General features: G+C 68.6%; 8 protein-coding genes and 1 pseudogene. 3 read left to right on the top strand and 6 right to left on the bottom strand.

The features are described from left to right. Positions 1-5: 5 nt before the first annotated feature. Positions 6-1,715, bottom strand: a complete 1,710-nt coding sequence (locus FB390_RS20515; protein WP_141810391.1) for a phytoene desaturase family protein — start codon at positions 1,713-1,715, stop codon at positions 6-8. Between the two features lie 374 nt (positions 1,716-2,089). Here FB390_RS20515 and FB390_RS20510 point away from each other — a divergent pair, with 374 nt between their 5' ends. After that, positions 2,090-2,638 carry a TetR/AcrR family transcriptional regulator gene (locus FB390_RS20510; RefSeq protein ID WP_185757103.1) on the top strand — a complete coding sequence of 183 codons (549 nt, stop codon included), beginning with the start codon at positions 2,090-2,092 and terminating at the stop codon, positions 2,636-2,638. 53 nt (positions 2,639-2,691) lie between these two features. Here FB390_RS20510 and FB390_RS20505 read toward each other — a convergent pair. After that, positions 2,692-3,033, bottom strand: a pseudogene (locus FB390_RS20505) (transglycosylase family protein); the annotation flags it as partial. A 318-nt stretch (positions 3,034-3,351) separates the two neighbouring features. Here FB390_RS20505 and FB390_RS20500 point away from each other — a divergent pair. After that, the gene (locus FB390_RS20500; RefSeq protein WP_246124123.1) at positions 3,352-5,133 is read left to right on the top strand and encodes an ABC transporter ATP-binding protein; all 1,782 of its coding nucleotides are present in this window, start codon (positions 3,352-3,354) and stop codon (positions 5,131-5,133) included. A 229-nt stretch (positions 5,134-5,362) separates the two neighbouring features. Then, positions 5,363-6,547 carry a L,D-transpeptidase gene (locus FB390_RS20495; protein WP_246124122.1) on the top strand — a complete coding sequence of 395 codons (1,185 nt, stop codon included), beginning with the start codon at positions 5,363-5,365 and terminating at the stop codon, positions 6,545-6,547. 24 nt (positions 6,548-6,571) lie between these two features. Here FB390_RS20495 and FB390_RS20490 read toward each other — a convergent pair whose 3' ends face one another. From FB390_RS20490 to FB390_RS20475, 4 genes are all read right to left on the bottom strand, one after another. After that, a complete protein-coding gene (locus FB390_RS20490; protein WP_141810387.1) occupies positions 6,572-8,641 on the bottom strand; it encodes a serine/threonine-protein kinase in 2,070 nt (689 codons plus the stop codon). A 17-nt stretch (positions 8,642-8,658) separates the two neighbouring features. Further along, positions 8,659-9,543 (bottom strand): hypothetical protein, encoded by an 885-nt coding sequence (locus FB390_RS20485; protein ID WP_141810386.1) that lies wholly within the window; start codon positions 9,541-9,543, stop codon positions 8,659-8,661. Further along, positions 9,540-9,896 (bottom strand): Ig-like domain repeat protein, encoded by a 357-nt coding sequence (locus FB390_RS33610; RefSeq protein WP_185757102.1) that lies wholly within the window; start codon positions 9,894-9,896, stop codon positions 9,540-9,542. The genes FB390_RS20485 and FB390_RS33610 overlap by 4 nt, the downstream gene beginning before the upstream one ends. Before the next feature lie 1,168 nt (positions 9,897-11,064). Further along, positions 11,065-12,081: a helix-turn-helix transcriptional regulator gene (locus FB390_RS20475; protein ID WP_141810385.1), complete on the bottom strand. Its 1,017-nt coding sequence runs from the start codon at positions 12,079-12,081 to the stop codon at positions 11,065-11,067. Positions 12,082-12,154 lie beyond the last annotated feature (73 nt).

Here is a 12,154-nt window from a genome sequence, read left to right as displayed (position 1 = left end):
CTCGATCAAGCGGTCTTGTCGAGTTGGCTGCTCGCGCTGCGCAGTGCGTCGAAGTCCGATGGCCAGGCGGTGAGCTTGGAGGGGTCGGCCAGCACCGCGCCGTCGCGTACTTCGGCGCTCAGGTCCCGGCCGAGGATCGCGCTGGCCGCCTGCCGTCCGCTGAGCATGGCGCCTTCGGTCGCCGGGCCCCACGCGGTGCTGGTGCCGGCGAGGTACAGCCCTTCGACAGGAGTTCTGGTTCCCGGCCGCAGCGGGCCGATCTGCGTGGGAGTGACGTCGAGGCCGAACGGCGCGCCGCAGGTGTTCCCGACGTATCGTTCCTGGGTGGCCGGGGTGGCGAGTTCGCAGAATCTGATAGCGGACCCGGCTCCGGGGAACGCTTGCTCCATCCGCTGAGCCATGCCCTCGAGGAGGATGGCCTTGACGTTGTTGTAGGTGCGGTCGTTGCGGTATTCGTGGCCGTCGATGTCGTAGCCGTCGACGCCCCACAGACGCGGCCGGTGCGGGACGATCGACTGCACCTCGACGGTGGCGTGCCCGGCGGGTGCTGCCGCGGCGTGGGCGGGATCGCGCCGCGAAGACGATTGGACGAACATCGGCTGGCGGGCCGCGACTCGGCGCGCCCACTGCTCACCGTCAGCGAAGCCGGCGCCGCCCAGCAAGGTGCGTTGCATGTTGGCCAGCTTCAGCAGACTGGTGGCGTCGTCCCAGGTCGGAATTGCGAAGAAGTTGCAGTTCGGTGCGGTCGACAGATCCATCTCGATACCGAAATAGGCGTTGATGAACGGCAACGACATCTTCAGCTGACTGATGCGCGCTCGATACGGTAGCGGCAGGTGTTCGTGGCCTACCAGGTCACGGAAGGTACGCAGGATGTCGGCGGCGGAGACGACCGAGGACGCGGTGATCGTCTCGCCGCCGGCCAGGCGTACCCCTCGGACGCGGTTGTTGTCGATCAGGATCTTCTCCACGGCGGCGTTGCGGCGGATCGTGCCGCCGTGACTCGCGGTGACCTCGGCGAATCCGGCCGACAAGGCCTGCCCACCGCCGCGGGGATAGTAGGCGCCGCCACCGACGTAGTTGTGCAGTAGCACCGCGTACAGCGCGGTCGTCGCTCTGGTCGGGGTCGATCCCAGCAGCCCGCAGTGCACCGAGAGGGCGAGAATCGTGCGCGGTGCGAGCCCGCACATGGTGAACAGGCTGATCACCGGTAGTGCGGCGAAGGCGGCCGCGGGACCGGTCTTGCGGATCCACGACCACTGCGCGGAAATCGTGGCGGGGGTGCGGTCGCGGTCCCACGGTTCGCCGATGGCACGCAGAATCCGGACCATCCGGCGTAGCCCTGTGGCGTCCTGGGGAAAGGCGGCCACAAGGTTGGCCTCGTAGCCGTCCCAGTCCGCGGGCAGCCGGAATTCGAGATCCGGCCCTCGCACGGTGTCGAATCCGGCAGCATCGAGCGGAAGCCACGTGATGCGGTCGTCGAGGCCCAATCCCCGCATCAGCGTCGGGATCTGCCCGCCGGGCCCGCAATCGCCGACGTAGTGCACCCCGCAGTCGAACTCCCATTTGCCTTGCCGGCGGAAGACATGCGAGCTGCCCCCGAGAACCGAGTACCGCTCCAACAGAAGCACCCGCTGACCCGCGGCCGCCAGATGTGCGGCGGCCGAGGATCCACCCAGCCCTGATCCGATGACGATCGAGTCGAATTCCGGCATCGCAGCTTTCTCCTTCAGGTCGTGGTCGATCACACCGAGACGACAGAACCGCCCTGCATCGAGCGGCGGATCTGCTCGCCGAGCCGAATGTCTCTGGGGAAGGTGCGGATCTGCCGGCCTCTCAGGGCGGAGGCCCTGTGCAGGGACGAGACCGGCAGATCCGCTGGACGTCGGCGGGCGGCTCGAGCCTGTCCGACGTCGGTCTGGAGGTCGTTTGCGACCGTAGATCTATCTGTAACTGCCAGTGGCATGTAACTCTAAGGCTTCTGCCTGCCACTGGCAAGTAGTAGTGGTTCCGGCATAGTTGGACCATGGTTGCCACACGTAAAGCGCCGGCCGGTCGACGGCGGCCATCAGAGGTGCGCCGCGCGATATTGACCGCAGCAGCGGCCGAACTCGCCGACGTCGGTGCGGAACGGGCCAGCCTGCGATCGATCGCACGCCGGGTGGGTATCAGCCATCAGGCGCTGACCTACCACTTCGCCGACCGGCGAGCGGTTCTGACCGCAGTCGCGGTCGACGGCTTCACGCGGCTGACGGCCGACATCGCCGACGCGCTGGCGCAGGTGCCGACCGACGTGCCCCTCGGGGAACACGCCATCGCGGTCGGGGCAACCTATGTCGCGTTCGCCCGCGAGCATCCGGCGTTGTTCACACTCATGCTCGGATCCACCCAGGTCGACGACGCCAACGCCGAACTCGTCGACAAACGCCTGCAGATTTGGAACCTGCTCTTGCAGACGGCCGCACAAGAATCCGACCGCGGGTGGGGTGGCGGCGTCGAACCGCAATACATGGCACTGCTCGCCTGGACGGTCGTGCACGGCTTGGCCACCCTGGATCGCTCCGCCCCTCGAGCCGCCGACGTCGCCGACCTGCTACGGGTCCTCAACGGCGCCATCATTCGGCCCGACACGGATTGACCGCCGCGCGGAAGGGCCGAGCGTCGCCTGCTGAACAGCTCTGCGTTTCACCGAGAACGGCCGAGCGCGGCCGAACAACCTGCCCAAGGGCTCCAGCCCTCGGCGGCGAGTACCCGCTCGGCGACGGCGATCTGCTGTTCACGGGTGGCTTTGTCGGCAGTCAGCGCATACGCGACACCCCCATAGGCAGCCCAGGTGCCCGGCGAGAACTGCAGCCCGCCATGAAAACCGTTGCCGGTGTTGCTGCTCCAATCACCACCCGACTCGCACGCGGCGAGGCTGTCCCATTCCTGATCGGTAGCGGCGGACGCTTGGCCGACGTACGCCATGCCGACACCGCCGATGACCGCGCTGATGGCGACGATCTTTTCGAGTGGGGTGCCCAGAGCGCTCATGTCCAGTTTCCTTTCGAGTCAGCAAACCTGTGCAGGAGTCCAAGCATGAAAGGTGATCACTAGATCTTCGGGCCCGTTCGAGTCTGTGCTGGGCGCGGTGAGCTGGAGTGACGGTCCCTCGATATCGTGTCCACATCGAGATACGAACTCCTGTCGTACGTGGACCCCACTCGCGCGCGGCGGTGCGCCGATGAACACCGTCGTCGTGACCCCCTCATCCCGGTCGGCCGGTGCGGATATTCGCTGGCGGTAAGCAGCCTCGACGCGGGATCATTGCTCACCTGCATCGCTCGTTGACTCGAGACGCGAGGGGGGAGCATGAGTTCACGCGCAACGGCGGTCAAGCTGGTGCTGCGTTTCTACGGCCGGGAAATGGCCTCCCGCAAGGCTTTGACGATTCCGGCGCTGCTGGCGCCGGCACTCGGCAATATCTGCAACCTGTACATCGCACCGCTGATCGTCGCCATGGTGGTCGGCCGGGTCGCGGTGACCGGGGATACGAGTTTCGGGGCCCTCGCTTCGTACATCCTCGCCTTCGGTGGCGCCCTGCTGTTCGCGGAAGTGCTGTGGCGCATCGGGATTCACTGCCTGAACCGAGTCGACGCCTACGGTATCGAGCACCTGTACGTGCTCGCCATGGACGAGTTGCTCGCCAAGGACGCGGCGTTCTTCCACAACAACTTCGCCGGTTCGCTGACGAAGCGCTCGCTCAGCTTCGCGGCTCGGTTCGAGCAGTTCGTGGACACCCTTGCCTTCGAGGTCTTGGCAGCGCTGGTGCCGCTGGTGTTCGCCTCGGTTGTGTTGTGGCGCTACGACCCCGTGCTGGTCGTCGTGCTGATGGGAATGATCGTCGTGAGCGCGCTGGTCGTCATGCCATTGATCGCGCGCCGCCAGAAGCTCGTCGACGACCGCGAGGCCGCCATCGCGCGGGTTTCCGGGCATGTGGCCGACAGCCTGGCCAATATGCAAGTGGTGCGCGCGTTCGCCGCCGAACCGCAGGAGGCGGCCGAGCATCGGCGGCGGGTCGCCTCGTCGCGGCGTAAGTCGTTGCGCTCCTGGGATTACGCGAACCAGCGGATAGATACGCTGGTAGCGCCGCTGTTGGTGCTCACCAACGTGATCGGCCTGCTGATCGCTCTGGGCCTCAGCGGCGGGAATGCGGGAGTGGAGGCCATCGTGGTGGCATTCACCTACTACTTCAACGCCACCGGGATCATGTTCCGGTTCAACCAGATCTACCGACGGCTGGAGACCGTGCTCACCGAGGCGGCGCAGTTCACCGAACTACTGCTCGACGAACCGAAGGTGCTCGATATCGAACATCCTGAACCATTGCGGCCCAAGAGCTTCGACGTCCGGTTCGAGGGAGTGAACTTCACCCACGATGGTGCGCGGCAGCTGTTCCACGGCTTGGATCTGCACGTGCCCAGCGGCGCCAAGGTAGGCCTGGTCGGACGATCCGGTGGCGGCAAGACCACCATCACCCACCTGCTGCTGCGGTTGATGGATATCCAATCCGGAACGATCCGCATCGGCGGGCAGGACATCGCCCGGTTGCGGCAGGCGGATCTGCGCAGTCTGATCGCCTACGTGCCTCAGGATCCGGCCATGTTCCACCGGACCCTGAGCGAGAACATCCGGTTCGCGCGCCCAGACGCCACGGACGAGGACATCCTGCGGGCCGCCGAGGCCGCGCACGTCACCGAATTCGCGGACGCGCTGCCGCAGGGTATGGAAACGCTCATCGGCGAGCGCGGCGTGAAACTGTCCGGCGGCCAGCGCCAGCGGGTCGCGCTGGCCCGGGCAATCCTGCGGGACTCGCCCGTCCTGCTCCTGGACGAGGCCACCAGCGCACTCGACTCGGAAAGCGAATCGCTTGTGCAGCAAGCGCTCTGGGAGTTGATGGAAGGACGTACGGCGCTGGTCGTCGCGCACCGGCTCAGCACGGTGGCCGGGATGGACCGGCTCGTGGTGCTCGACCACGGGCGAGTCGTCGAGGAGGGGACACACGAGGAGCTGCTGTGCGCGCAAGGAACGTATGCGCAGCTGTGGCGGCACCAGTCGGGTGGCTTCCTCGGCGAGGACGTGGTCGCCCGTTGACCGGAGGTCGGTGGGGCCTGCGGCCGACGAGCGGACCGTGTGACCGTCCGAGCCCTGCAGACCAACCGTGACCGTCTTGTCCGAAAAATTCGGATCAATCGCGGAACGGTGTCGGTTGTGCGACGGATCGGTGGAGAAACCGCTCGTTGGCGTCTCGGCAGGCGCGTCGCTGCCACATGCTGGCGGACGGAGCGTTGGCCCTGCTGCACCCAGCGAAGGGAGTTACGCGGTGGTATTGGGACGTCGTCGGCTGCTGATCGGCTTCGCCGGTGCGGGTGGCCTCGCTCTGGCCGGATGCGGGCAGGAACCCGCGCCCCCCAAACCCGCCACCATCCGATTCGATCCGCCACCCGGCACCCTCGACGTCGATCCGCGCAGCCACGGCACGGTCACGGTCACCGACGGGACACTGCGGTCGGTCGAATGGATCGACGAAACGGGCAGATCACTGCCCGGCGCACCGGCACCCGATCATCGGACCTGGACCAGCGCCGAGCCGCTCGGCTACGGACACACCTACACCGCGAAAGCCGTGGCGCACGGCGAAGCCGGAGACGTCACCGCGACGACGACCTGCACCACGGTGCGACCGCGACAGCTCATCGACGTCTCCCTGCGCTCCGCCAATCTCGTCGAGCTGGCCGAGAACGACACCTACGGCGTGGGTTTCGTGCTCGTCGCCCGTTTCGACGAACCCGTCGACCGGGCCGCCGTGGAACGCCACCTGAAAGTCACCACCCAGCCCGCCGTCACGGGCGCCTGGTACTGGCTCGACGATCAGAACGCACACTGGCGGCCGGAGCACTATCACGCGCCGGGAACCAGGATCACGATCGAGGCCGAACTGTTCGGACGCGCGCTCGGCGAGGGCCGCTACGGCCTGCGCGACCAACGGGTGTCGGTGATGATCGGCCCCGCGCACGTCGCGATCGCCGACGACGACACCAAACAGATCGAGGTCTTCGACAACGGGAACCTGGTGCGCACCATGCCCACATCGATGGGCAAAGGCGGCACCACGGTCGTCGGCGGCCGATACCTGTCGTTCTGGACCCGTCCCGGCATCTACACCGTGCTGGACCGGAACAACCCGGTGATCATGGACTCCGCCACCTACGGCCTGCCCACCAACGCCGGCGGCTACCGCACCAGCATCGACCACGCGGTCCGCATCAGCCACGACGGCATCTTCGTGCACGCGCTGGCCGCGAGCATGTGGGCTCAAGGCAACACCAACGTCTCACACGGCTGCCTGAACCTCTCCCCCGCCGATGCCGCATGGTTCTACGACTTCGTCATCCCCGGCGACGTCGTCGAGGTCCGCAACACCGGCGGCGAACCCCTCGACATCTGGCAGAACGGCGATTGGAGCATCCCGTGGTCCGAGTGGCTTCGCGGCGGCACCCCGGCGTGAGTCGAGTCGGCGGACCGACCGCCGTCACACCCGGACCATGGCGACCAAGCGGCGGCGGCGCAGATGGCGGTAGCGTTCGGCCATTCGGCGCGCGGCGACCATAGCTGCCACGCTCGCCGCCGCGGCGGCCACTACGGCGGTGACCAGTGTGAGGCCGGTCGGTGGCTTTTCCAGGAGCACCCAGGCGGCGCCGACGACCGCGACCGCCGTCGCCGAAGCGCTGACGACGAGGCCCGCGGTGTTCGACGGCCCGCCGCGCCCGCGCCGCAGGGCACGGAAATTGGACTCCAGGTAGGCGATCGCGAACAACGCCAGCAACGCGACACCCACCGCCACCCCCGTTGTCGTCGAACGCTGTCGGGTGCGGAATTCGATTCGCTGCGTGGCGATTTCGGTTCCGCCGCGCAGCAGTGTCAGTTCCCCGGTGGTAGCCCCGGCCAGCACGTAGGGGTTGACCGGCGCCGCAAGCGATGCGGGAGTGCCGGGCGAGAGGGCGGTGGTCGATCCACCGAGCCTGGCGCCGAGGACGTTCAGCGACAACCGCGCCGCGTCGGCGTCGATTCCATCGACCTGTAGCGGAATCGGGGCGGAGAGGTCGAGCAGGACCGGTGTCGTCGTGACCGGGTCGGCGCCGGAGAGAGTGACCGCCCCCGGTGCGAGGTCACCGCCGACGGCCGGGCCGCCGAGGCCCAGCAGCGCGATGGCGCAGGCCGTGGCCGCCAGAACCGCCGCGATCACGAGCGGGATCCGTGGCGATTCGGCAACCATGACTTCCCGGATGGGCACCATATCGTCGCGGTCGATATCGATCAGGCGCACGCCGCTCGGCGCCTCCTCCTTCGGCCGCACGCGAGGCGAGGTCGCCGCCGCCTGTTCGGGCGCGGGCATGGTCCAGGTACCGACGTTCTGGCGCGTCGGTGACCCACCCGCCCCGGCGACCGTTTGTTTCGGGGGTCCATCTTCCGCCCGCACCGATCCGGGGCGACCGGGTCGGTGCGGGACTGTCGGGTATCCGACCGGACCGCGGCCGGTACCACCGGACGGACTGTGCCCGAGTACTCCCGGCGCATCGAACGCCGCGGTCGGCGGCGCGGCCATGCCCGACGGCGGCGCACCCACATCGCCGGGTCGGGGCACCGTGCCGGAAGCACCCGCCCTCCTGCCGATGCGCCGGCCGCCGCCGGTGGCGGCCGCCACGATGGTGTCCGCGCCGATGACCGGGATGCCGACCGGCGTCAGCCAATCACCGCCCCAGCAGTAGGCCGCGGGTTCGGCCAGCGCGATGCCGAAATCCTCGGCCGAGGCGAATCGCTGGGCTGGATCGGTGGCCAGACCCCGCATCACCACCTCGGCGATGGGCTGTGGAACACGCGGGGCGGTCTCCGCCAGGGGCACCGGCTGTCCGAAGGCGTGGGCGAGAAGGGTTGCCCTGGTGCTGTCCGCGGGCGGGAACGGCAGGACACCGGAAAGCAACTGATAGAGCATCGTCGCCAGCGAATAGACATCGGTGGCCGGGGAAAGTTCTTCTCCGAGTATCTGTTCCGGCGCCATGTAGGACGGCGTACCGATGATCTCGCCTGCCTTGGTCGCCAGGGTCTGATCACCGCCGACGATCTTCGCGATACCGAAGTCGGTCAGCTTGACAGCGCCGCCCGTACCGAACATCAGATTGGCCGGTTTGACATCTCGGTGCAGGATGCCGTGCCGATGCGCCGCGTGCAGTCCGGCGGCGCACGCCAGTCCCACCGCGACCGCCGAGGTGGCTGCGAAACCCTCGCCGTGGAATCGGCTACCGACCGTCCCGCCCGGCAGGAATTCCATGATCAGCAGACACAGCCCCTCGTGTTCGAGGTAATCGAACACCCGCACCACGTGCGGATGATCGATGGCAGCCATCACTCGCGCCTCGTCGACGAATCGTCTACGCACTTCGGCGTCGTCGGCGAACCCGGGCGGAATCTGCTTGATCGCCACCGACCGGCCCAATCGGCGATGGGTGCCCGCCAGCACGACCCCACAGCCGCCTCGGCCGACCTCCTCGCCGACGTCGTAGCCCGGCAGCGCCTCGCGCACCCGGTGGATACCGGCACTCACCGCGACTCCGCTCTCGCTCACGCGACCGGTCCCGCGTGCGGGACACTCCCGACTGGCGTCTCGCCGGCGCCGCCGAGGAAATCAATGTCCTCGGCGTCCGGCTCCTCGGACCCGGTCGCGGGTGTCGGCGACAGGTAGCCGAGCAGGAAGCCGACCGCCGCCGCGCCTCCGGCGACAGCCAGCCACAATCCCGTGGCGGGCACCCACCAGCGCAATACCGAGGCGGTGAAGCCGAAGATCAGCCCTACGCCGACGCCGGGCGCCAGCAGACGCACGCCGCGTTGCCACCGGTTCGCCGAAAGCCGGTGGCGGGCAATGCCCAACGCGGCGTCGACGGCGGCCAAGGCGGTGAGCACCGCGAGCGCGATCCCGAACAGACCGTAGACCGAGCGCATCGAGCCGCGTACGTCGGTCACGGTCGCGACGCTGGCCAACTCCTCGCCGTCGGCGCCGCTCACCGTGAGCCGACCGCTGATCAGCCCGGTGGCTTGCCCGTCGAGTCCGGCGAGATCCAATGCATAGCTCAGGGTTTCGGTCTTGCCGGGCGCGACTTCGAGACCCACCGCCGTCGAGTACGAGAAGAAGTTCAGCCCGAGCACGTGCCCGGTGAGCCCGACGCGCCGGACCTCGATCTGCTCACTGTTGTTGTTGGTCAGCGTGATCGCGATGCGCGCCGTGCTGTCCGGTGTGAGCTGGATCGGTTCGCGCCCCGACGCCCCACCGATATCCCGATCGTCGATGGTGGCGGTCATCTCGACACCGCCCGTATCCGCGTGCGCCGCACCCCCGCCGAGTAGTCCCGCCCCGGCGAACACGACGGCGATGGCGCAATGAGACAGGGTGGCGCGCAGTGTCCGGCCGATTCCCTCTCGGCCGCCGAGGTATTCGCGAAGGCTGTTCATTCTCTCCCCTTGGCGGGTTGACGCGATACGAGCCGATGGCCGAAGAACCAGCCACCGAGCAACAGGAAGAACAGGATCACCGCCACCGTCGCTGTGCCGCTGCCGACACTGCTGACCAGCACGATGTCCAATTCCGCGGCCAGCGCGCGACCGCACCACGCCTGCACGTCGTGGCGGCCCACCTCCAGCGCGGATAGCGTCAACGGGGCTTGGAAGGAGCCGTCCGATGCCGCTACCGCGTTGCCGACCGGGGCGTCGCCGATCTTCAGGGTCACCGCCGAACCCGGTGTGCAGCCGCGTCCGGCCGCGGTCACATCGTCACCGGGTGCGATGGCGCTCGGCGTCAGTTCCATTGCGACGGGCGGTGTTTCGGGTTTCGACGGCGGAGGCGGCGCGGAGGGCGGAGGCAGCGGCGCGACCGGCGGAGGCGGCGCGACCGGCGGAGGCGGCGCGACCAGAGGCGGCGGCGCGACCGGCGGAGGAGCGACCGGCGGAGGAGCGACGTGCGGAGGAGCGACGTGCGGAGGCGGCGCGACCGGAGGCGGCGGCGCGACGGGTGGAGGCGGCGCGACGGGTGGAGGCGGCGCAACCGGCGGAGGTGCGACCGGAGGCGGAGGCACAACCGGCGGAGGAGCAACCGGAGGCGGAGGCACAACCGGCTCAGGCCGCACAACCGGAGGCGGCGGCGCAACCGGCTCAGGCGGGACAACCGGCGGCGGCACTACCGGAGGCGGCGGCACAACGGGAGGCGGAGGCACGACCAGCGGCGGATCGACCGGCGGAGGCACGACTAGCGGCGGATCGACCGGCGGCGGAACGACCAGCGGCGGCGGATCGACGGTTTGGCACGACGGCGGCGGAAACTCGTAATCCGAGCAATCCATCTGAGCAACGAAACCTGGCTCGGCAACGCGCCCCGGATCGGGCGCCGGCTCGTACCCGCGTGCGGGCGTTGTGGCCGTAGCCGGGGAAGCGAGAGCAGTCGTCATGGACAGTTGTGGCACGGCGAGAGCGACACCGAGGCACACCCAAAGCCTCATCCATCGATGCGCGGCCCCGCCGCCGATATCGTGATCCGTCGTGTCCCGCAAGGCCGTCTGCCGACGGTTTCCGGCAGTCCACACGTGCAGCCGAGCCAGCATCCTCATCAGTCCCCTGCTGTCGATCGGATTCATCGTAATCCCCTGCGCGCCAACGTCGTGTGTTTCGCACGCAGTACGCATACTGATCGCGTTGCGCCCCTCCACCGCAACAGATTCCCGGCACCACATTTCCGCGAGTTCGGCCCACCCCACCGTCGGCAACCAGAACGATGCCATGACGCCCCAGTTCACGACAGGCGTCCGGTCTCACCGATCGAGCCGCCGACTGAGCCAGTCGATGGTGACCTCGGCCGAGTGGCTCCGCGGCAGGGCCTGGTGCGGTCGGCAACGGAACAGCGGCCGCCGCCGGGCATACGCGCGGCGGAACACGGGCAGGCCGACCCGGAGCATCGGCGCGGACCCCCAGCACCCCTGACGCCTACATCGTCGACCAGTTCTCGGTGCGGTCGGCAGCTTCTGCCGGGCGGGAGTTCACGGTCAGTCCCCAGCGGACGGCGGTCGCGGCGGCGACGGTTCGGTTGGGGACGTGGAGTTTCCGCAGGATGCGTTCGATGTGGGTGGCGATGGTGGAGGGTTCGACCCGCAGGTCGGCGGCGATGCGGGCGTTGGAGCTGCCTTGTGGGAGCAGTGCGAGCACGTGGAGTTCACGGGGTGTGAGGCCGTGGGGCGGATCGACGCGGCGGTAGGCGACCAGGGTCCCGCCGGAGTGGACCGGCTGCATCCGCGTCCGGTACACGACATCGCCGTCGAGCAGCAGATGGTCACCGGGACGGCCGGACACCGCGACCGCCCGCGCGAGTTCCACACCGGCGCTGCCGGATACGAACGGGTGCGCCGCGGCGGGCGCCGTCACCGGGTGCACTGTCCCGCCCGCGGTGGCGATCACCACCGACTCCTCTCGGTCGACTGGCGCCGCGATGCCGCGGCAGGGATCGATGGCGGCGCCGACCACGTCGGCCAGCAGCGCGAGCGCGGTCACCGACATCGTGGGGAACGGCGCGTGCGCGGTGGTGCTCATGTTCAGCATGCCGAGGTAGCGGCCGTCGGCGGCGAAGAGGGGTTGAGTCAGGCCCTCGCGATAGCCGAGCGGGAGGATGACCCGATCGAAGATCGGACCGTACCGCACCTCGGCCGGTACCTCGCACAGGCGAATCGGTAGCTGGTCGTGCTGGAGCCGGGTGAACAGCGGATGCGTGTGCAGGCAAGAGTTGGTGACCTCGAGCGCGGCCTGCGGGTAGCCGACGCTGGCCGCCGTGAGGTGCACCCGGCCGACCGGGTCCCACCGCGACAACGCGGCGTGCTGATAGGCGACGACCCGCGACAGCTCGAACAGCACCCGGCCCAGGCCCGACCGGTCCGGTGTGGCCGCCCTGATCGCGTCTCGCACTCGGACCGCGACAGCGGGGTCCAGATCTCGATCGGGTGCAGCAACCACTCCGACAGTATGACGCCGGTCACTTCGACCGGATCCGGCGGTCGCTCACGCCGACGCACAATCGCCGTTTCGC

This window comes from Nocardia bhagyanarayanae (genome assembly GCF_006716565.1).
Classification (GTDB): Bacteria; Actinomycetota; Actinomycetes; order Mycobacteriales; family Mycobacteriaceae; genus Nocardia; species Nocardia bhagyanarayanae.
The sequence above is the reverse complement of the archived record's forward strand: the minus strand, read 5'-3'. Positions and strand labels throughout refer to the sequence as shown.

Bases quoted from the DNA above. Each gene is read 5' to 3' on its own strand.
- FB390_RS20500 (WP_246124123.1), top strand. From the start codon at position 3,352: ATGAGTTCACGCGCAACGGCGGTCAAGCTGGTGCTGCGTTTCTACGGC.
- FB390_RS33610 (WP_185757102.1), bottom strand. From the start codon at position 9,896: ATGGAACTGACGCCGAGCGCCATCGCACCCGGTGACGATGTGACCGCG.
- FB390_RS20515 (WP_141810391.1), bottom strand. From the start codon at position 1,715: ATGCCGGAATTCGACTCGATCGTCATCGGATCAGGGCTGGGTGGATCC.
- FB390_RS20485 (WP_141810386.1), bottom strand. From the start codon at position 9,543: ATGAACAGCCTTCGCGAATACCTCGGCGGCCGAGAGGGAATCGGCCGG.